At 73.9% G+C, this 19,470-nt stretch carries 18 protein-coding genes; 9 read left to right on the top strand and 9 right to left on the bottom strand.

All coding sequences use genetic code 11. The features are described 5' to 3' along the window. Positions 1-170: 170 nt before the first annotated feature. A complete protein-coding gene (locus OG371_RS29095; protein ID WP_329058468.1) occupies positions 171-938 on the bottom strand; it encodes a maleylpyruvate isomerase N-terminal domain-containing protein in 768 nt (255 codons plus the stop codon). After that, the gene (locus tag OG371_RS29090; protein WP_329058467.1) at positions 928-1,392 is read right to left on the bottom strand and encodes an SAV_6107 family HEPN domain-containing protein; all 465 of its coding nucleotides are present in this window, start codon (positions 1,390-1,392) and stop codon (positions 928-930) included. The genes OG371_RS29095 and OG371_RS29090 overlap by 11 nt, the downstream gene beginning before the upstream one ends. Before the next feature lie 222 nt (positions 1,393-1,614). Between OG371_RS29090 and OG371_RS29085 the strand changes: the two genes are divergently transcribed. Then, the gene (locus tag OG371_RS29085) at positions 1,615-2,139 is read left to right on the top strand and encodes a YbaK/EbsC family protein (RefSeq protein WP_329058465.1); all 525 of its coding nucleotides are present in this window, start codon (positions 1,615-1,617) and stop codon (positions 2,137-2,139) included. Then, positions 2,136-2,708, top strand: a complete 573-nt coding sequence (locus tag OG371_RS29080) for a GNAT family N-acetyltransferase (protein ID WP_329058464.1) — start codon at positions 2,136-2,138, stop codon at positions 2,706-2,708. The genes OG371_RS29085 and OG371_RS29080 overlap by 4 nt, the downstream gene beginning before the upstream one ends. Before the next feature lies 1 nt (position 2,709). On the opposite strand, the gene OG371_RS29075 is transcribed toward OG371_RS29080, so the two are convergent. The 4 genes from OG371_RS29075 to metF all read right to left on the bottom strand — a co-directional run bounded on the left by OG371_RS29075 (position 2,710) and on the right by metF (position 7,406). Beyond that, entirely contained in the window at positions 2,710-3,618 is a 909-nt protein-coding gene (locus tag OG371_RS29075; RefSeq protein WP_329058463.1) for a DMT family transporter, read from the bottom strand. Positions 3,619-3,857: 239 nt separating this feature from the next. Further along, entirely contained in the window at positions 3,858-4,775 is a 918-nt protein-coding gene (locus tag OG371_RS29070; RefSeq protein ID WP_329058462.1) for a class I SAM-dependent methyltransferase, read from the bottom strand. Positions 4,776-4,778: 3 nt separating this feature from the next. Continuing rightward, positions 4,779-6,470, bottom strand: coding sequence for a DUF885 domain-containing protein (locus OG371_RS29065; protein ID WP_329058461.1), 1,692 nt, complete (start codon positions 6,468-6,470; stop codon positions 4,779-4,781). A gap of 51 nt (positions 6,471-6,521) precedes the next feature. Next, a complete protein-coding gene (gene metF / locus OG371_RS29060; RefSeq protein ID WP_329058460.1) occupies positions 6,522-7,406 on the bottom strand; it encodes a methylenetetrahydrofolate reductase [NAD(P)H] in 885 nt (294 codons plus the stop codon). Between the two features lie 95 nt (positions 7,407-7,501). On the opposite strand from metF, the gene merB reads away from it, so the two are divergent. Then, the gene (gene merB / locus OG371_RS29055; RefSeq protein WP_329058459.1) at positions 7,502-8,221 is read left to right on the top strand and encodes an organomercurial lyase; all 720 of its coding nucleotides are present in this window, start codon (positions 7,502-7,504) and stop codon (positions 8,219-8,221) included. Here merB and OG371_RS29050 read toward each other — a convergent pair. The 3 genes from OG371_RS29050 to OG371_RS29040 form a co-directional block, all read right to left on the bottom strand. Beyond that, the gene (locus OG371_RS29050) at positions 8,176-8,877 is read right to left on the bottom strand and encodes a hypothetical protein (protein ID WP_329058458.1); all 702 of its coding nucleotides are present in this window, start codon (positions 8,875-8,877) and stop codon (positions 8,176-8,178) included. The genes merB and OG371_RS29050 overlap by 46 nt on opposite strands. Beyond that, entirely contained in the window at positions 8,874-10,154 is a 1,281-nt protein-coding gene (locus OG371_RS29045) for a hypothetical protein (RefSeq protein WP_329058457.1), read from the bottom strand. The genes OG371_RS29050 and OG371_RS29045 overlap by 4 nt, the downstream gene beginning before the upstream one ends. Positions 10,155-10,226: 72 nt before the next feature. Beyond that, positions 10,227-12,851 carry a CHAT domain-containing protein gene (locus OG371_RS29040; protein WP_329058456.1) on the bottom strand — a complete coding sequence of 875 codons (2,625 nt, stop codon included), beginning with the start codon at positions 12,849-12,851 and terminating at the stop codon, positions 10,227-10,229. 46 nt (positions 12,852-12,897) lie between these two features. On the opposite strand from OG371_RS29040, the gene OG371_RS29035 reads away from it, so the two are divergent. The 6 genes from OG371_RS29035 to OG371_RS29010 all read left to right on the top strand — a co-directional run bounded on the left by OG371_RS29035 (position 12,898) and on the right by OG371_RS29010 (position 19,457). Beyond that, the gene (locus OG371_RS29035; protein WP_329058455.1) at positions 12,898-14,646 is read left to right on the top strand and encodes a sigma-70 family RNA polymerase sigma factor; all 1,749 of its coding nucleotides are present in this window, start codon (positions 12,898-12,900) and stop codon (positions 14,644-14,646) included. A 1-nt stretch (position 14,647) separates the two neighbouring features. After that, positions 14,648-15,097: a hypothetical protein gene (locus OG371_RS29030; protein ID WP_329058453.1), complete on the top strand. Its 450-nt coding sequence runs from the start codon at positions 14,648-14,650 to the stop codon at positions 15,095-15,097. 67 nt (positions 15,098-15,164) lie between these two features. Then, positions 15,165-16,256, top strand: coding sequence for a polyprenyl synthetase family protein (locus tag OG371_RS29025; RefSeq protein WP_329058452.1), 1,092 nt, complete (start codon positions 15,165-15,167; stop codon positions 16,254-16,256). Beyond that, the gene (gene crtI, locus OG371_RS29020; RefSeq protein WP_329058451.1) at positions 16,256-17,737 is read left to right on the top strand and encodes a phytoene desaturase family protein; all 1,482 of its coding nucleotides are present in this window, start codon (positions 16,256-16,258) and stop codon (positions 17,735-17,737) included. The genes OG371_RS29025 and crtI overlap by 1 nt, the downstream gene beginning before the upstream one ends. Beyond that, entirely contained in the window at positions 17,734-18,672 is a 939-nt protein-coding gene (locus tag OG371_RS29015; protein ID WP_329058450.1) for a phytoene/squalene synthase family protein, read from the top strand. The genes crtI and OG371_RS29015 overlap by 4 nt, the downstream gene beginning before the upstream one ends. After that, a complete protein-coding gene (locus tag OG371_RS29010) occupies positions 18,669-19,457 on the top strand; it encodes an LLM class F420-dependent oxidoreductase (RefSeq protein WP_329058449.1) in 789 nt (262 codons plus the stop codon). Before OG371_RS29015 ends, OG371_RS29010 begins: the two co-directional genes overlap by 4 nt. Positions 19,458-19,470: the final 13 nt, after the last annotated feature.

Raw genomic sequence — 19,470 nt, 5'->3', positions numbered from 1 at the left:
GTTCAGCGGCGGGTTCGCCGCCGACTGAAACCGCCGTCTAGGTGAGTGTCGAGATGGGTTCGGCCGTGAGGCGGTAGGCCCCCGCGGAACAGAAGCCGCCGGACAGAAGCCGCTGGCGGAACCGGAAAAGCTTCCCCACTCTCCGGTCCCAGCGGGTGTTCAGCGGTGTTTCAGCGGGTGGCCAGCCGCAGGAGGGCCCATACCTGGGCGGCCAGGTCGTGGCCGCCGGTGACGGTTACGGCGGTCGGGGCCGCGCGGCCCCAGAGCCACAGGTAGACCCTCGATGCCTCGGCTTCGACCAGTTCGTCCGCCGCGGCGGCTTCCTCGGCGGAACAGCGCCAGGCGGATGTCTCGTCGGGGCCCGCGCGGGCGATCCAGCTGTGCCCGCCGGTGCGGATTCCCACCGTGCCGTGGCGGGTGCCGGCCAGGCCCATGGTGGCGAGCTTCTGGTCGAAGTACAGGGTGAGGACCTCGTCGACGCCGTCGGCGGCCAGGTCGTCCGGGACCGTGGCGTGCTCAACGTCCGCCGCGCGCTCGGCGTCGTAGCGGTGGATCAGGGTTTCGTGCAGCATGCGGCGGCGCCAGAAGCCGTACGTCGGGTCCGCGGGCCACCAGGTGGACGCGCGCGCCGCTGGGTCGTGCGCGGACAGTTCGGCCAGCAGCGCCTCCCGGCCGGCGTCGAAGTACCCGGCCACCGGCTCGCCCGGCAGGGGGCCGCGCTGCCAGTGGACGGGGCGGCGCCCTTCGGTCATCCAGCCCAGCGCGAGCCGGTAGATGCTGCCGACGTGCCGGAGCAGCTCACCCAGCGTCCAGCCCGGGGCGGTGGGCACCGGGCTGTCGGGCGACGCCTCGTGGGCCACCTCCCCGAGCACCCTCGCCTCGATCCCGAGGGCTTCGAGCAACCGGCCATGGTCGACCGGACCGAGCTCACGCGACATGGGCTTCGCCGGTGACCGGTTCTCCGTGCACGACACGGCGGACGACCTCGAGGAACAGCGACGTGGCGCGCAGCAGGTCCGCCGCCGACTCGGCGGTGACCCGGCCGGTGATGCCGGCCTCCGCGGCGGCCCGGGTGGCCGAGTTGGCCGCGAAGAACGCCGACCACTCCCGCAGCTCGGGCGCGACGGCGTCGAGCAGCACCCAGCCGCTGGCCGGGCGGGACCGTCCGCGACCCGGGCGGCCGCGGGCGGCGAGCACCGCCGCGGCGCCGCGCAGCGCGGACAGGTAAGCCCCGATGAACCGCTCCGCCGGGTCGCGCTCGCGCCCGGCTTCGGCCAGCCCGCGCTTGGCCTGGGCGAGCAGGGCGACCGCGGCCGGCGGCGCGGGCGGCCGCAGCGACAGGGGCAGCTGCGGCTGCCCGGGGTCCGCGGGGGACACGACCGAGACGGACATGACAACCCTCCTCCTGCTCGGGTGAGCCCCGGCCCGGTGCCCGGAGCGGAGGCGCTTCCCCCGCCCTCGCGCCGGGCACCGGCCGGTGCGCGCTCACCAGTGTCGAACGTCTGTTCGAACGATTTCCAGAGTAACCCCAGGTGCCGCGTTCGCTCAACCCCGCCGGTGGATTCCGGGGGCGTGGCGCGGGACACGGTGCCGGTGGCGTGGTCTCATAACCGCATGAGCTCGCTCGACCATCCCGCCGTCGCCAAGGTCACAGCCGTGCTGGCCGAGTCCGGCCAGCAGGCCGCCGCCGACGGCGTCCGCGTGCTGCCCGCCGAAGTCCGCACCGCCGCGCAGGCCGCGGAAGCACTCGGCGTCCCGGTCGGCGCCATCGCGAACAGCCTGGTCTTCCGCGCCCGCACCGCCGACGGCGCGGAGACGGCGCTGCTCGCCCTCACCTCGGGCGCCCACCGCGCCGACCCGGCCCGGCTGGCAGAGCTCTCCGGCCTCACCGAAGTCGGCAAGGCCGACGCGGCCTTCGTCCGCGAGCACACGGGTCAGCCCATCGGCGGCGTCGCGCCCGTCGGACACCCGGCGAAACTGGTGACGCTCGTGGACACGGCACTGCGCGCGTACGACGTGGTGTGGGCCGCGGCCGGGCACCCGAAGTCGGTCTTCCCGACGACCTTCGACGGCCTGGCGGAGCTGACCGGGGCCACCGCCGGAGCGCTGGCGGGCGAAGAGAAGGATGACCGATCGTGACCGCGACGTCCTCCGGGTGCTTCCGCTACGTCCAGCTTTCCGCGGACGAGTTCCGCGCGCGCCTGCCCGAAGCGCTGGCCATCTACGTGACCGCGATGCGCTACCCGGACGGCACCGCCGAGCAGCGGGCGCCGATGTGGCTGACGCACGCGTTGCGCGCGGGCTGGCGCTGCATGGCCGCCCTCGACGCCGACGACCAGCTGCTCGGCATCGCCTACGGGTACAAGGGCCGCGCCGGGCAGTGGTGGCACGAGCAGGTGCGCCAGGGGCTGACCCGCCGCTCGGGCGCGCCGGAGGCCGACCGCTGGCTCACCGACTACTTCGAGCTGACCGAGATCCACGTGCGCCCGGAGAACCAGGGCAAGGGCATCGGCGAGGACCTGCTGCGGCGGCTGCTCGACGGGGTGCCGAGCGCCAACGTCCTGCTGTCCACGCCCGAGGGCACCAGCCGGGCGTGGAAGCTGTACCGCCGCTTGGGTTTCCTCGACGTGCTGCGCGACTACCACTTCACCGGCGACCCGCGGCCGTTCGCGATCCTCGGCCGTGCCCTGCCACTCGAAGCGCCCTGAGTCACCTCGGTTCCGGGCGCCAGTAGCCGACCGCGAGCGCCGCGACGAGCAGCACCGCGCCGCCCCACGCGAGCGCGCTCAGACGGTCGTGCAGGAAGACGACCGAAAGCACGGTCGCGGTGAGCGGCTCCAGCAACGCGGACAGCGCGCCCAGCACCGGGTGGGCGCCGCCGAGGCCGCGGAAATACGCGGCGTACGCGACGGCCGTCGGGACGGCACCGAAGTACACGGCCAGCAGCAGCACGTCGGCACGGGCGGGCAGGCCCATGCCGAGCCACACCGCGGCGGGCGTGAGCAGCAGGCCGCCGGCCAGGCAGCCGAATGCCGTGGTGGCCAACGGTTCCAGACCGTCGACAGGCTCCGCCGTGACGAGCGTGAGCACGGCGAACCCGGCCGCCGCGAGCAGCGCGAAACCGAGGCCGCCGGCCAGCCGCGCGGGTGACGTCGCGGTCTCCGGCGACCAGCGCAACAGCACCAAACCCGCGACGGCGCCGCCGACGGACACCAGCGTCCACAGCCGGGGCGCGCGACGCTTCCGAACCGCGGAAACCACAGTGAGCACAACGGGTGCGGCGCCGATCGTGGTCATCGTCGCCGTGCTGACGGAGCTGAGCGAGACAGCGGCGAAGTAGCTGGTCTGGAACAAGGCGAACAGGGCGCCCACCGCGATTAGGCGGCGTAATGCTTCGGGTGTGCGCGGCAGGTCGCGCAGGCCGCCGGTGAGGGCGACGTACGCGGAAGCGGTGACGCCGCCGACCAGCAGGCGGTACGCGGCCACGGCCAACGGGTGCAGCCCGGCGAGCTGGCCCAGCAGCGAACCGGCGAGCCCGCCGGTGCCCCACAGCACCCCGGCGAGCACCAACGCGGCCGACGAACGGGCGCGCGCAGGCGAAGCAATCGAAAGAGACATCGGAAAACGCTCCAGCGTCGAAGGAATCCAGGACGTTCGACGACGCGGGGCGGACTTCAGGCCGTACTACGGCAGCACTCAACAGCCGCGGAACCGGCTCCGCGGCAGGCACCACCCCGCTCAGGCGCGGGGCGGCGGGGTGACGAGGAAGATCCGATGCACGGGCGGGAGCCTAGTGACGGGAACCGGGTGGGGCCAAGGGTTTTAGTGCTCGTGAGTGTTCATGACGGTTCTAACCGTCATGAACACTCACGACCGAGGACGCCGCTGACGTAGAGCATTCCGCCCATGCGCAGGTCGTCGTCCTTCACCGGGAGGTTGTTGGCGACGAGCAGGTCCCCGATGGTGCTCCCGTTCAGCTCCCAGCCGAGGCCGGTCAGATAAGGAGCTGCCTCGTTGCGCGGGCCGAAATAGCGCAGGCTCGTCATGTCGGGGTCGAACCCGTGTGCCCGCCAGAGTTCGGAGATGCGGTTCAGGCCTTCCTTCACCTTCTCCTCGTCACCCGGCTTCGGGTTGGGCTTGCTTTCCGTGGCCACCCGGCTGCCCGGCGCGCTGAGCTCGGTGATGGTGTCCAGCAGGCGGTCCTGCGCCTCGGGCGGCAGGTAGCCCAGCAAGCCCTCGGCACTCCACGCGGTCGGGCGGGACGGGTCGAAGCCGGCGGTGCGCAGGGCCCCTGGCCAGTCGTCACGCAGGTCGACGGCAGCGGCACGACGGTCGGCGGTGGGTTCGGCGCCGAGGTCGGCCAGGGCGCGGGTCTTGAATTCGATGACCCGCGGCTGGTCGACCTCGTACACCACCGTGCCAGCCGGCCAGGGCAGCCGGTAAGCGCGGGAATCCAGTCCGGAAGCCAGGATCACGGCCTGCCTGATGCCCGCGGCCCCGGCGTCGCGGAAGAAGTCGTCGTAGAACTTCGCCCGGATCTTGGCCACTTCGATCGCCATCGGGCCGACCAGGTCGCCGGGCGGCAGCTCACCGCCGGCCAGCCGGGTCAGCAAGTCGACACCGACGGCCCGCACCAGCGGCTCCGCGAACGGGTCGTCGATCAGCGAACGGTCCGCGCGGGTGGCGATCGCGCGGGCCATCGCGGACATGGTGGCGGTCGAGCCGACGCTGGAGGCCAGGTCCCAGGTGTCGCCGTCGTGCCGGGTGGAAGTCATCCGTCAGTCCAGCTGGGCCAGCTGCTCGCGCAGCGTGTCCAGGCCCATGCCGCCCATCCGGAGGGCCTGGGTGTGAAACTCCTTGATGTCAAAGGATTCCCCCTGACGGCGGCGGGCGTCGTCGCGGGCGGCGAGCCAGAGGCGCTCACCGAGTTTGTACGCGGGGGCCTGGCCCGGCCAGCCGAGGTAGCGGTCGATCTCGTCGTGCACGTGGGCCTGGTCGGTGATCGTGCGGGTGAGCATGAACTCCAGGCCCAGCTCCGGGGTCCACCGCTCGCCCTCGTGGAAGCCCGTGCCCGCCGGGATCTCCAGCTCCAGGTGCATGCCGAGGTCGACGACCACGCGGGCGGCGCGGAACAGCTGCTCCGACAGCATGCCGAGCAGGTTCCCGTCGTCGGCCAGGTAGCCGAGGTCCTGCATCAGGCGCTCGGCGTACAGGGCCCAGCCCTCGCCGTGCGCGGAGATGAACGTCATCAGCCGCTGGTACTTGGTCAGCGACTCCGCCTGGTTGACGGCCGTCGCCACTTGCAGATGGTGCCCGGGCACGCCCTCGTGGTAGACGGTCGAGACCTCGCGCCAGGTGGTGAACTCGTCCTTGTCCGCGGGCAGCGACCACCACATCCGGCCCGGGCGGCTGAAGTCCTCGCTCGGCCCGGTGTAGTACGCGCCCACGCCGCCGCCCGGCGGCGCGATCCGGCACTCCAGCGCCATCAGCCGGTCGGGGATGTCGAAGTGCTTGCCGCGCAACGATTCCAGCGCGTCGTCCGAAAGCGACTGCATCCACGCCTCGAACTGGGCGCGGCCCTTCACGCGGTAACGCGGGTCGGCGTCGAGCACCGCGGCGGCCTCGGCGACGGTGGCGCCCGGCCGGATCCGGTCCGCGACCACGCGCATTTCGGCGTCGATGCGCGCGAACTCGCCCCAGCCCCACTCGTAGGCCTCGCGCAGGTCCAGCGAAGCGCCGATGAAGTACCGCGACCACAGCTTGTAGACGTCCTCGCCCACGGCGTCCTTGGCCGGCGCGCGCGGCGCCAGCTCGGCGCGCAGGAAGCCCGCGAACTCCGCGAACGCCTCCTCCGCCCCGCGTGCGGCGGCGGCGAGGTGGTCCTCCAGCCCGGCGGCGGCGTCGTTGCCGGCCGCGGCGCCCACGAACCCGGTGAAGAAGCCCGGCCCGTCCTTGAGCCCGGCCCAGGTCTCGCACTGCTCGGCGACCTTGCCGATCTGGCGCAGCGCCGAGACGTGGCCGTCGTCCGCCGCGGCCAGCAGCGACGCGCGGATCCCGGCGAGCGCCGCGGGCACCTGCCCGAGCCGGGCCACGATGTCGCCCCACTGCCCGGCGGTGTCCATCGGCATCAGGTCGAACACCATGCGCAGGTCCTGCACCGGGCTGGCGATCACGTTCAGCGCGGCCAGGTCGAGGCCGGCCTCGTGGATCTCGACGTCCAGGCCCACCCGCTCGGCGAACACCGCCTTGGCCACGCGCTCGCCCGCGTCGGCGGGCTCGGCGGCGGTGATCTCGGCCAGCGCCCGCGCGGCGAGCGCGGCCCGGGCCGCGTGCCCGGCCGGCGAGTAGTCGGTGAGCCGGTCGTCGTGACCGTCGACGCCGAGCACGGTCGCGGCGACCGGGTCCAGCGCCGCGTAGTCGTCGACGTACCGGTCGCAGATCCCGCGCACGCCCTCTTCGGTGGAAGCCATGCCGGGCACGCTACCGGCCTGTCGGCATCCGGCGACACCGACTTGTGCGATTTACGCGCGAGCCGGCACGAGGCCCAGCCGGCCGACCACCTCACGTGTGGCCTTGGACCGGTTGAACGTGTAGAAGTGCAGGTCCGGCACGCCTTCGGCGATCAGCTTCTCGCACAGCGCGGTGACCAGGTCGATGCCGGCCGCGCGGAACGCCTTGGGGTCGTCCGAGAACGGTTCGAGCCGGTCCAGCAGCCGCTGCGGCGCCGGCACGCCGGCCAGCTTGATGGTGGTGTGCAGCGTCCGCAGCGTGGTCAGCGGCATGATGCCGGGCAGTACCGGCGCGTCGCAGCCCGCCGCGGCCACCCGGTCGCGCAGCCGCAGGAAGTCCTCGGCCTCGAAGAACAGCTGCGCGATGGCGAAGTCGGCGCCCGCGCGGAACTTGCGGGCCAGGTACTTCGTGTCCGACTCCAGGTCCGGTGAGCGCGGGTGCCCGTACGGGAAGGCCGAAACACCGATGCAGAAGTCGCCGAGCGAGCGGACCAGCTCGACCAGTTCCTCGGCGTACTTCAGCCCTTCGGGGTGCGGGACCCAGTCGCCATAGACGTCGCCCGGCGGGTCCCCGCGCACCGCCAGGATGTTGCGGACACCGACGGCCGCGTACCAGCCGATCACGTTGCGCAGCTCGGAAACCGAGTGGTTGACGGCGGTCAGGTGCGCCATCGGGCAGAGCGTGGTCTCCGTGGCGACGCGGGCGATGCTGCGGATGGTGCCGTCGCGGCTGGAGCCGCCCGCGCCGTAGGTGATGGACATGTAGGCGGGGTCCAGCGGCTCGAGTTCGCGGACGGCCTTCCACAGCACAGCCTCGTCCGCCTCGTCCCGGGGCGGGAAGAACTCGATGGAGAACGCGGGCGCGTCCCCCTGCAACCGCTCGATCACCGACGTCATGAAGGGAATGCTAGTGGGCGGAACCGGGCGCGGGCAGTCCCTGCACGTGGCCTTGACCACGGGTACCGTCGAAGCCCGGACGCGATGGAGAAGCCATGAGCGAGCTAACGACCGCGGCGACGCGGATTCAGACCGGCCGCGAGAGCCTGGACACAGCCTGGGACGAGGACGTGCGAGTGGCCGTGTACCGGGCGTTCGCGGTGCACGGCCGTCCCCCGACCGCGCCGGAGCTGGCCGACGCCGCGCACGGCTCGCTGGCCGTGGCCAAGCAGGCGCTGCACCGCCTCGACGCCGCCCGCCAGCTGGTGCTGGACGAGTGCGAGCACGTGGCGCTGGCTCACCCGTTCGCGGCGATTCCGCTCGGGTTCTCCGTGATGGGCGCCCGCACGCTGTGGTGGGGCGGCTGCGCGTGGGACTCGTTCGCGATCCCGCACCTGGTGCCGGACGAGCCGGAGGTGCTGGTCTCGACCCGCTGCCCCGGCTGCGGCGAGCCGAGCGCGCTGGTCGTCGGCCGCGAAGGGCCGCCGTCGGGCGCGCAGGTGGCGCACTTCCCCGTGCCCGCGGCCCGGATGTGGGACGACGTGCGGCGCACCTGCTCGCTCCAGCGTCTCTTCTGCGACGAGTCCTGTGTGGACGGATGGGCCGGGGAATCGGGCACCGCCAAGGGATCCGTGCTCGACCTGGACACGCTGTGGCACCTGGCGAGCGGCTGGTACGCGGGCCGCCTCGACCACGGCTACCGGCGGCGCGAGCCGGCCGAGGCGGCGGACTACTTCCGCGGGGTCGGGCTGACCGGGGCCTTCTGGGGTGAGTAGCCGACGACCTTCCCGTCGAGCACGCAGGTCGCCACCGGCGAGGGCAGCGGCGACAGCGTCACCACGTCCCGCGGGCACGCCGGCGCCGGTTCCGGGCCGCTGCCCGCCGACACCAGCGTGATCACCGCGACGACGGCGCCGGCCACCACCGCGGCGGCCCCCGCCCAGACCAGCCCGCGCCGCGGCTTTTCCCGCGGCGGGGCCGAAATCCCGACGGGCGGACGCGGCGGCGGCGCGGACCGGGGTGCCGCGACCCGGGCCAGGCCGACCTCGAACGGCGCCGACGCCTCCGCCCGGAACGCCTCCTCGGCGTCGAGGAACCGGCGGTAGACGGCCAGCGCGAGCAAGTCCGTCCGGGCGAGGGCGGCGCGGGCGTCGTCCGGTTCACCGTGCGGGCAGAGGAACCCGTGCAGCAGGACGAGCGGGCGGCCGTGCTCGTCGCGGGGCTCGCCGCCGGCGTCGGCCGCCGTCACCGCGTGCTCGGCCCAGGTGAGCGAGCCGAACGGGGTCGAGGCGGTGTGGAAGGACACTTCGTCCAGCGGCACGGCGGTTTCCTCCAGGAACCCGTGCTCGCCGAGGAAGCCCGGCACGAGCAGCGCCGAGTAGCCGCGCCGCCGTCCCCGCGCCACCAGGAACGGCCACGCCTCGCCGTTCACCAGTCACCCCAGCGGTCGCCGCCGAGGCGGGAGTCGGGCAGCTTCGCCTCGAGCACCGCGACCTGCCGTTGCAGCTCGCCGACGACCCGGCGCCGGGCCTGGACGAACTCCTCCGCCCGGCGGTCCGCCTCGCCCAGGCGCGCCAGCCGGGCGCTGTGCTCGGCCGGGTCGTAACCGCGCGGGCCGAGTGTGTCGAGCAGCAGCGACAGGCCGGATTCCGCGATCACGCCCGCGCCGACCGCGGACATCAGGATCCGCGCGGCCTTCCCGGTGACGTACGTGCCGAGCGTCCGCAACGCCTCCCCCGGCCCCATCCGCACCCGGCGCTGCGCCGCGGCCAGCAGTTCGGCCCGCGTCGCGTGGTCGAGCGACATCTCGGTCTGGCGCAGGATGTCCGGCACCACCACCGAAAGCGCGGCCTCGACGTTCGACGGCCGGAACCGGCCGCCGGGGTTCTTGCGCACCGCGCCGTCGCGGTACTCGGCGAAGTCGTGGCCGACGGCGGTGACCGGGATCAGCCGGACGATCCGCCGGGTGCTGTGGACCTTGACCAGGTCGGCGAACCCGGGCGTGTCCATCAGCCGCTCGCGCACCATCCGCAGCCGCTCGTTCTCGTCCGGGTGCAGGTGGTCGAGCAGGTCCCACTTGGTGATCACGAAGACGATCGGGCTGCGCACCGGCAGCATCGCGTTGATCATCGCGTCGAGCGAGGCCTCGAGCATCAGCTGCCCGCGCTGGTCGCCGTTGTGGGCCTGGAGCAGGCGGAAGCCGTCGATGATGCCGACCAGCGCGTCGGCGCCGGCGATCGCCTTGAGCAGGGTGGCCTGCGCGGTGGAGCCGGGCGCGTCCGGGTCGGTCAGCAGCTCGCCGGGGTACTCGAGGTAACCGAGCTTCACCACGGGCTCGGCGTCCGCGCCGACCTGGGTCATCACGCTGAACTCGAACTCGCGCAGCTCGCCGCGGGTGGTCCCGCGCGGCCACTCCTCGTTGACGTCGGCGGCCTTGCGGTACCAGCGGTTCAGCTCGATCAGCTGCTCGTGCGGCACGCGCAGGTAGAAGCCGCGGTCGGCCGGCGTCTGCAGGCGGCGGTAGATCCCGGTCAGCAGCAACGTCTTGCCCGAGCCCTGGAGGCCGAGCGTCACGATGCGGAACGCCGGGATGCCGCCGGGCGGTCCGGCCAGGTTCTCCTTGGTGTGCTTGCGTTTCCGGCGCCGCAGGGCCAGTGCGATGGCCAGCGCGACGAGGACGGTCACGAGCATCGGCAGCAGGATCGTCATGGTCGCCTCACCTCTCCCTCTCCGCCAGACGGAGTGGCGGGCGGACGCGGTGATACAGCCGGTTCGTGAGTTTCAGGAACCGGCGCCGACGCAGACGAAACCTGCCGCCGCGGCGGCCGCGGCCGGGCCGTGGCCCCGCACCGCCTGCTGGGCGCGGGCCAGCGCGACGGCCGCCGGGTGCCCGCCGGCGAGCAGCCGGTGCAGCTCCACCATCAGTGGCGCCGTCTCGGCGTCCGGGATCGGCACCACGGAGGCGACGAGCTGCGCGGCGCCGTTCGCGACGAAGGCCGCGCCCAGCCCGAGCAGTTCGTCGCCGGTGCAGACGACCGAGCGGCCGCTGTCGCAGGCGGCGAGCACGACCGTGTGCGGCACCCGGCCGAGCCGGTCGAGGTCGTAGGCGAGCAGCGGCCCGTCGTGCAGCCGGAGGCTGGAGAACAGCGGGTGGTCGACGGCCAGCGTGCCGTGGGCGGCGAGGTGCGCCAGCCGCGCCTTGGCCAGTTCGGCGAGCACGACGTCCACGGTCGCTTCCGTGATCGGCTGCACGTGGTGGATCGCGGCGATCGCCTCGGCCTCGGCGCCCGCGCCGGCGAGCCCGGGGCCGGCGGCCACGGTGACCGGGCCGGTGGCGGGCTCGCGGGCGTTCGCCGCGTGCCAGAGCGTGGCCGACGGCGAAACGGCGACCGCCCGGCCGGCGCACGAGGGCAGCACCGACCACGGCAGGCTGTGCAGGATCCCGGTCGGCACCACCACCAGCGGGCGTCCCGCCAGCTCGGGCAACGGGCCGAACAGCGCTTCGTCGAGCCGGCCCGCGGCGTTCGCCAGCAGGTGCTCGGCGGCAGCCGCCGAGGCCGGGGCCGCGGCGACGTCAGCCATGCGGTGCAAGGCGAACGGCAGCCGGTCGAGCAGGTCCGCCACCCGCGCGGCGGGGCCCAGCTCGTGCCGCCGCAGCCGGCCGTCGACCAGGGTGAGCGCCTGGAGCTCGCCGTCGAGGCGGAGCCATTCGACCAGCGCGCGCTCGCCGAGGGCGCGGCCCAGCTCGGCCACCCGCACCGGCTCGGTCGCCGGGGCGCCGGCCGACCGGCTCAGCCGGATGTGGTCGCGGATCCGCCGTTCCAGCGCGGCCTGGCGAGGCAGCATCTTCGCGGGACCGGACGCGTTCTCGGCTTCCCTTGCGGTGGAACGCAATTCGGCGAGCAGCCGGGCGAGCACCTCGTCGTCCGGCGGACGGACCGGTGGACGCGCCAGGCGGCTGGCCCGGCCGCGCTCGGCCCACTCGAACACCGCGTCCGCGCGCCCGCCCGCAACAGCCGTGCGCAGGCCCAGCTCGGCGAGGTCGGTGCGCTGCGCGGCCGTACGCGCGCGCAGGTCCGCGGCGCCGAGGGCGGCCCCGTGGTCGTCGAGCACTCGCAGGCCGGACCGGGCCGCGTGGACGACTCCCGCGTGATCCCCGAAATCCTTACGCAGCAACGCTTCCGCGTACCAGCCGCGAGCCCGCAAGGTCGCTGGTCCGCGACGCCGGGCCGTGGACGCCTCCCGGAGCAGCTCGCGGCCGCGTTCGGGGTCACGGCGGGCGAGCGCGAGCCGACCGGCGAACAGGCGGGCCTCCAGCTCGGCCGCGGGCCAGCCCGCGCCCGCCAGCACCCGCACCATCCCGGCGATCCGGGCGGACGAGACCCGCGGCGGCGGGCCGGAGGTCCACCGCGCGCGCAGCCCGGTCAGGTAGGCCAGCTCGGCCCACGCGGCCCGGCCCTGGCGGGCGAACTCACGCCCGGCCGCCCGCGCCTGCGCCACGGCTGTGACGGTGTCTTCGCTCAGCGACGCGGCCTGGGAAAGCACCAGCCGCACCTCGGGCACCCCCAGCAGGCGGCGCTCCCGTCGGCAAGTGGCGACAGCCCGTTCGGCGGCGTCGCGGGCCTCGGCGACGAGCCCGGCCGAGAGCAGCAGCTCGGCCCGATGGCGCTGCACCCAGCCCAGCTGCGCGCCGTGCTCGGCAATGATCCGCTCGGCGCGGCCGAGCTGCGCCAGCGCGGCCGGGATGTCCCCGCGCAACGTCTCCACCAGGCCCAGGTTCTCGGCGACGATGCCCTCGGTGAGCTCGCGGCCGAGCTGCCGCGCGAGCCGTCCGGCCTCCAGCAGGTCCGCTTCGGCCGCCGCGAACGCGTGCCGGTCGGCCAGCAGGAACGCGCGGTTGATCAGCAGCCGCTGGACGCCGAGCAGGTCGCCGGTCTCCCGCAGGGTCGGCAGCACGGCGTCGAACTGGGCGAGCGCCTCGTCGAGCCGGCCGTCCATGTGCAGCACGATCGCGCGCTGTGCGAGCGCGCGGCCGGCCGTCGCGCCGTCGAGGTCGGGCACCGCGAGGTCGATTTCCCGCAACGCCGTGGTGGGACGGCCTCGTTGCAGCAGCGCGAACGCCATTTTCATCCGCGCCTCGGCCGCGAGCGCCGCCGAGCCCGCGCGCTCGGCGCACCGCACCGAACGGCGGAAGTGGCGCAGCGCGTCGTCCATCTCGCCGCAGTGCAGGAGGGCGTGTCCCCAGGCCCGCTCGGCGACGGACTCGGCCGCCGCGTCGCGCTCCCGCACCGCCGCGGCCACCGCTTCACGCGCCGGCCCAGGTGCCCGGGCCGGGTCGAGGTCGGCGAGCCGAACCGCGGCGTCCGCCCGTTCTTTTGCGCCGGGGTGATGCATCACAGCGCGCATTCGCGACTCCGATAGGGGAAGACCACCTCAGAGGAATGTAGGCGAAATGACCGAAACACCGGAACAGCCGAACGGGCAGACCCTCCCGCTCGCCGCCGAGCTGAAGCCCCTCCCCGACGAGCTGATCGTCGACAGCGACGACCTGGCCGTGGTGCTCGGCGCGCTGCGCGAGCTGAAAACGGACTGGGCGGAGGTCGTCGAAGACACCCGGCTCGGCCTCGCCCGGCTGACCGGAGTGACGCGCCTGGCCGGCGAGGTCGCCGACCTGCCGGCCCAGCTCCGCGCGGCCTTCGCCACGTCCGCGGGCGGCTGGCAGCCGGAAGTGGACCTGCACTGGTCGACCCTCGGTTCCATCGGGTCCGCCGGGTCGAAGCCGATGAGCGCGGGCCCGATCGAGCCCGCCGGGTCCAAGCCCATGGGTGCCGGCGCGATCGCGCCTGCCGGATCGAAGCCCATGGGCGGGATCGGGCCGATCGTGGTCGAGCCCGCCGGGTCCAAGCCGATGGGCACGGGCGCGATCGGCACCGACGGGTCGAAGCCGATGACCGTGGGCGACCCGATGGACGCGGGCCCGGTGGACCAGCCCGCCGCGGACGCGATGACCGGGGCGGGGGTCGCCGTGGCGATGATCGATACGCCGCTGTTCCGGCACCCGGTGTTCACCGGCCGCGACGTCTCGACCCGCGAATGGCACACGAAGGGGACCACGCTGCTGACCACCCGGGCCGGGCACGGCACGTTCGTCTGCTCGGTGATCCTCGGGCACGCCCCCGCGGCGCGGATCGAGGCCGACGGCGCGCTCGACAGCGCGACCAGCGAGGCGACCGAGTGGGAGGTGGCGCAGGAGATCGTGCGGCTCGGCGACCGGGCCGACATCCTGAACCTCTCCCTGGCGTCGCACACCCTCGACGGCGCCCCGTCGCTGGTCCTGCGCCGCGCGGTGGACCGGCTGCCCCGCCGGGTGCTCGTGATCGCGGCGGCCGGCAACCACGGGGAGACCGCGGACCCGCTGCTGACCGGCACCACCCCGATGTGGCCCGCCGCCCTGCCCGGGGTGGTCGCGGTCGGCGCGATGGACCGCGACGGCATCCGGCTGCCGTTCAGCCCGGACGCGCCGTGGGTGTCCTGCCAGGCGGTCGGGTTCGAGGTGCGCGGGGCCTACCCGGGCGGCTGGGCGAAGTGGACCGGCACCTCGTTCGCCGCCGCCTGGGTGACCGGGATGGTGGCGGCGCGGACCGTGCCCGGCCGGGTGAGCCCCGCGGAGGCGTTCGAACTGGTGCTGGACGACCCGGATTCAGGCGTCGAGCGGTACGCGCCGCTGGTCTGGGCCGTCTGCGGCCGGCACCGGCTCTCCGGTGCGGACGCGGACGACGTCGGCGCCGCGGTCTGGCTGCGGCTGGTCGAGCAGCTGGGCCGGCTCCGCGAGCCCGCCGCGCTGCCCGGCTGGCTCGCGACGACCACCCGTCACGAGTGCCTTCGCCTGCTTCGCGCGAAGCTGCGCCAGATCCCGGTCGAGGACGACCCCTTCCCCGACGAGGCCGTCGCGGCGGCGGACGAGTGGCTGCTGGCCGAAGAGCGCCGGCTCGCGCTGCGACGGGGTTTCGCCACGCTGCCCGAACGCTGCCGGCGGCTGCTGGAGATGCTGTTCGACGATCCGCCGGTGGCGTACGCGCGGATCAGCGAGCAGCTCGGCATGGCGGTCGGCGGCATCGGCCCCAACCGGCTGCGCTGCCTCGGCCTGCTGCGCCGCAGCCCGCCCGTCGCCGCGCTGGCCCCGACCACGGCGGGAGCCTGAGATGCCGGACCACTGGGACTCCGACGAGCGGCTGCTGGCCGACCTCGGCGACGCGCTGCGTGAGCGGCGGGAAGTGCCGGAAAGCTTTGTCACCGCGGCGAAATCGGCCTTCACCTGGCACTCGGTCGACGCCGAGCTGGCCGAGCTGGCGGCCGACTCCGCCACCGCGCCCGCCGGCACCCGCGCGGGCACCGGCGGGCACCGTTCGCTGACCTTCACCGCCGGCGGCCTCACCGTCTCCGTGGAGCTGACGCCGGACGCGCTGCTGGGACAGCTCGTCCCGCCGTCGGCCGCCGCGGTCGAGCTGTGCGGCCCGGGCGGGGTGGCCGCGAGCACGTCCGCCGACGAGGTCGGCTGGTTCACGCTGCGGCCCGCGCCCGAGGGCCTGTTCCGGCTCCGCGTGCGCACCGGCACCGGGCCCGACGTGCACACGGAGTGGACGCGCGCCTGACGTCTGGTTCGCCACATCCGGGGCACCCGGCGCGAGCGGACCGCCGGGTGCCCCGGATGATGAAGGCATGGAAGAGCCCGGATTCGACGCCGACCTGCCCGCCCGCGTCGAGGGCGCGCTGGCCGCGTTCCTGGGCCGGGCCGGCGAGCAGATCGTGCGCACCGAGCCCAGCGTGGCGGCCGGCATCGAGGCGCTGTCCGGGTTCGTGCTGGGCGGCGGCAAGCGGATCCGGCCGACGTTCGCGTGGTGGGGCTGGCGCGGCGCCGGCGGCGCGGCCACCGGGCCGGAAGCCGAGGGCGCGCTGCAGGTGGTGTCGAGCCTCGAGCTGATCCAGGCCTGCGCGCTGATCCACGACGATCTGATCGACTCCTCCGACTCCCGCCGCGGCAACCCGACCGTGCACGTCGCTTCGGCGAAGCTGCACGCCGATCGGGGCTGGCTCGGCTCGCCCGCGGCGTTCGGACTGGCCACCGCCGTGCTGGTCGGCGACCTCGCGCTGGCCTGGGCCGACGACATGTTCGCCGACGCCCCGCTGCCCGCCGGAACCCTCGCCGCGGCGCGCCCGGCGTGGCGCGCGATGCGCACCGAGGTGCTCGCCGGGCAGTACCTCGACGTCCGCACGCAGGCCGTCGGCGACGCCTCCCCCGAGGCCGCGCTGCGCATCGACCGGCTCAAGACCGCCGCGTACACCGTCCAGCGCCCGCTGCACCTGGGCGCCGCGCTCGCCGGCGCGGACGAGGAGCTGATCGGCACGCTGCTGCAGTTCGGCGGCGACGTCGGCGTGGCGTTCCAGCTGCGGGACGACCTCCTGGGCGTGTTCGGCGACCCGTCCGTGACGGGCAAGCCCGCGGGCGACGACCTGCGCGAGGGCAAGCGGACCCTGCTCGTCGCGCTGGGCTTGCAGCTGGCGAAAGAACGCGGTGAAGACGCGGCGGCCCAAGTGATCGCCGAAGCGATCGGCGCCGCCAACCTGTCCGACGCGGCGGTGGACACAGTCCGCGAAGCGCTGACGGCCGTCGGCGCGGTCGACGCCATCGAGCGGCGCATCACCGAGCTGACGTCCTCGGCGATGGCCGCGCTCGAGCGGGCCCACCTGGCCGAGCCGGCCCCGGCGGCGCTGACCGAGCTGACCGAGCTGGCGACCCAGCGGACGTACTGATGGAGGGCCGGACCGTCACCGGGCCCACCGACCACGTGGTGGTGGTCGGGGCGGGGCTGGCCGGGCTCTCGGCCGCGTTGCACCTGCTCGGCGCCGGCCGCCGCGTCACGCTGCTGGAGCAGGCCAAGACGCCGGGCGGACGGGCCGGGCAACAGGACTTCGGCGGCAACGCCGTGGACACCGGCGCGAGTGTGCTCACCATGCCCGAGCTGGTCGATGAGGCCTTTCACGCCGTCGGCGAGTCACTGGCCGACAACCTCCCGCTGACGAAGCTCGACCCGGCCTACCGCGCGCGGTTCGCGGACGGCAGCACGCTCGCGCTGCGCACCGACGGCGACGCGATGGAGGCCGAGATCCGGGCGTTCGCCGGGCCCGCGGAGGCGCGCGGCTACCGACGGCTGCGGCGCTGGCTCACCGAGCTGTACGCCACGCAGAAGGACCACTTCATCGGCGCGAACTTCGATTCGCCGTTCGGCCTCGTCCGGCCGGAACTGGTGAAGCTCGCGGCGCTCGGCGGCTTCGGCCGGCTCGGCCCGAAGGTCGCCACCTTCCTTCGCGACGAGCGCGTACGCCGGCTGTTTTCGTTCCAGGCGCTGTACGCGGGCCTCGACCCGGCGCGCGCGATGGGCGCGTACGGCGTCATCGCGTACATGGACACCGTCGGCGGCGTGTACTACCCGCGCGGCGGCATGGGCGCGATCGCGCGGTCGATGGCCGGCGCCGCCGGGCGCGCGGGGGCCGATCTGCGATTCGGCACCGAAGCCGCGTGGCTGGAACGGGTTTCCTCGCGGGTGCGCGCGGTCCGGACGCGCTCGGGTGAGCGGATCGAGTGCGACGCGGTGGTCCTCGCGACCGAGCTGACCACGGCGTACCGGCTGCTCGGCGCGCGCCCCCGGCGGGTGCTTCCGTTGCGGTACTCGCCTTCGGCCGTGGTGCTGCACGGGCGCACCGGCCGCTCGTGGCCGAAATTGGGCCACCACACGATTTTCTTCGGCGACGCGTGGGAGCGCACGTTCGCCGAGATCGTCCGCGAGGGCAAGCTGATGAGCGACCCGTCGCTGCTCGTGACCCGCCCGACCGCGACCGAGCCGGGGCTGGCCGGCGAAGGCGGCGAGATCGTCTCCGTGCTCGCGCCGGCGCCGAACCTGCACCGCGGCCGCATCGACTGGCCGCGCGTCGGCGGCCCGTACCGCGAAGAACTGGTGCGCACGCTGGAATCGCGCGGGCTCACCGGGTTCGGCGGCGAGTTCACCGTCGACGAGCTGATCACGCCCGCGGACTGGTCGGCGCGCGGGCTCGCCGCCGGGACCCCGTTCTCGCTGGCGCACACCTTTGCCCAGACCGGCCCGTTCCGGCCCGCCAACCTGGTGCGGGCCGCGGGCAACGTGGTGCTCGCGGGCAGCGGCACCACCCCCGGCGTCGGCATCCCGCCGGTGCTGATCTCCGGACGACTCGCCGCGGAAAGGATCACCGGCCGGTGAACGAACTGGACGCCGCCGGGATCACCGGCCCCGCCCTGCGGTCCGCGTACACCGAGTGCCGCCGCATCAACGCCCACCACGGCCGCACGTTTTTCCTCGCCACCCGGCTGCTGCCGGCGCGGGCCCGGCCCTCGGCGCACGCGTTGTACGGCTTCGCGCGGATGGCCGACGAGCTGGTCGACAACCCTTCGCCGGGCACCGATCCGGAGGTGGCGCTGGACAAGGTCGCCGGACTGGTCGACGAGGTATACGGCGGCGGCGAACCCGCCGACCCGGTGCTCGCCGCGCTGGCCGACACCGTCCGCCGCCACGGCATCGAACGCGGGCTGGTGGACGCGTTCCTGCACTCGATGCGGATGGACCTGACGGTCACGGAATACGCGACCTACGCCGAACTCGCCGAGTACATCCATGGCTCGGCGTCCGTGATCGGGCTGCAGATGCTGCCGGTGTTCGGCACGGTCGTACCACTCGCCGACGCGGTCCCGAGTGCCGCCGCGCTCGGGGAAGCCTTCCAGCTCACCAATTTCATCCGGGACATCGGCGAGGACCTGGACCGCGGCCGGCTGTACCTGCCCACCGAGGAGCTGGCGGTGTTCGGTGTGGACCGCGCGCTGCTCGCCGAATCGCGCCGCCGCCGGGTACCGGACCCGCGGGTACGGCGCGCGCTGGCTGTCGCGGTTTCGCGCAACCGCGCGGTCTATCGTCGCGCGGAGGCCGGAATTCCCTTGCTGCGCCCCGAATCGCGGCCGTGTGTGCGGACCGCGATCACGCTGTACGAAGGCATCCTCGACGAGATCGAAGCGATGGATTACGACGTGCTGAACCGCCGCGCGGTGGTCGGCAAAGGCCGGCGGCTGGCGGTCGCGATGCTGGAGCTGGTCCAAGTCCGGCTTGGCGCGTTCCGTGGTTACGGGCTTACGCTGCGATCATGACCACTGCTTCGAACAGGCGGCTCCGGGTCGGCGTCCAGCTCCAGCCGCAGCACGCCGATTACGACAGCATCCGCCGCGCGGCCGCGGAGGCCGAAGAACTCGGCGTCGACATCATCTTCAACTGGGACCACTTCTACCCGCTGTACGGCGAGCCCGAGGGCAAGCACTTCGAGTGCTGGACGATGCTCGGCGCGTGGGCCGAAGCGACCTCCCGCGTGGAGATCGGCGCGCTGGTGACGTGCAACAGCTACCGCAATCCCGAGCTGCTCGCCGACATGGCGCGCACCGTCGACAACATCTCCGGCGGACGGCTCATCCTCGGCATCGGCTCCGGCTGGTTCGAGAAGGACTACGACGAGTACGGCTACGAATTCGGCACCGCGGGCGGCCGGCTGAACGACCTGGCCGACTCCCTGCCGCGGATCGAATCGCGGCTGGACAAGCTGAACCCGGCGCCGACGCGCAAGATCCCGGTGCTGATCGGCGGCGGCGGCGAGAAGAAGACCCTCAAGCTGGTCGCGAAGCACGCCGACATCTGGCACGGCTTCGGCGACGCGGAGGTCGTCGAGCGCAAGGTGAAGATCCTCGACCAGCACTGCGCGGACCTGGGCCGCGACCCGGCCGAGATCGAGCGCTCCTGCGGGGTGGAGGGCAGCCCGGACGAGCTGGGCCCGAAGCTCCTCGCGCACGGCGTCTCCCTGTTCACCGTGGGCCTGAACGGGCCGGACTACGACCTGTCCAAGGTCAAGCCGTGGATCGACTGGCGGAACCAGCAGAACGGCTGACCCCCGGCAGTTC

It is taken from the genome of Amycolatopsis sp. NBC_01480, from assembly GCF_036227205.1.
In the GTDB taxonomy this organism is placed as follows: domain Bacteria; phylum Actinomycetota; class Actinomycetes; order Mycobacteriales; family Pseudonocardiaceae; genus Amycolatopsis.
The sequence above is the reverse complement of the archived record's forward strand: the minus strand, read 5'-3'. Positions and strand labels throughout refer to the sequence as shown.

Coding starts and splice junctions, on each gene's coding strand:
- OG371_RS29085 (WP_329058465.1), top strand. CDS start 1,615: ATGAGCTCGCTCGACCATCCCGCCGTCGCCAAGGTCACAGCCGTGCTG.
- OG371_RS29095 (WP_329058468.1), bottom strand. CDS start 938: ATGTCGCGTGAGCTCGGTCCGGTCGACCATGGCCGGTTGCTCGAAGCC.
- metF (WP_329058460.1), bottom strand. CDS start 7,406: ATGACGTCGGTGATCGAGCGGTTGCAGGGGGACGCGCCCGCGTTCTCC.
- OG371_RS29065 (WP_329058461.1), bottom strand. CDS start 6,470: ATGGCTTCCACCGAAGAGGGCGTGCGCGGGATCTGCGACCGGTACGTC.
- OG371_RS29030 (WP_329058453.1), top strand. CDS start 14,648: ATGCCGGACCACTGGGACTCCGACGAGCGGCTGCTGGCCGACCTCGGC.
- OG371_RS29045 (WP_329058457.1), bottom strand. CDS start 10,154: ATGACGATCCTGCTGCCGATGCTCGTGACCGTCCTCGTCGCGCTGGCC.
- OG371_RS29090 (WP_329058467.1), bottom strand. CDS start 1,392: ATGTCCGTCTCGGTCGTGTCCCCCGCGGACCCCGGGCAGCCGCAGCTG.
- OG371_RS29035 (WP_329058455.1), top strand. CDS start 12,898: ATGACCGAAACACCGGAACAGCCGAACGGGCAGACCCTCCCGCTCGCC.
- merB (WP_329058459.1), top strand. CDS start 7,502: ATGAGCGAGCTAACGACCGCGGCGACGCGGATTCAGACCGGCCGCGAG.
- OG371_RS29075 (WP_329058463.1), bottom strand. CDS start 3,618: ATGTCTCTTTCGATTGCTTCGCCTGCGCGCGCCCGTTCGTCGGCCGCG.
- OG371_RS29070 (WP_329058462.1), bottom strand. CDS start 4,775: ATGACTTCCACCCGGCACGACGGCGACACCTGGGACCTGGCCTCCAGC.
- OG371_RS29010 (WP_329058449.1), top strand. CDS start 18,669: ATGACCACTGCTTCGAACAGGCGGCTCCGGGTCGGCGTCCAGCTCCAG.
- OG371_RS29040 (WP_329058456.1), bottom strand. CDS start 12,851: ATGCGCGCTGTGATGCATCACCCCGGCGCAAAAGAACGGGCGGACGCC.
- crtI (WP_329058451.1), top strand. CDS start 16,256: ATGGAGGGCCGGACCGTCACCGGGCCCACCGACCACGTGGTGGTGGTC.
- OG371_RS29025 (WP_329058452.1), top strand. CDS start 15,165: ATGGAAGAGCCCGGATTCGACGCCGACCTGCCCGCCCGCGTCGAGGGC.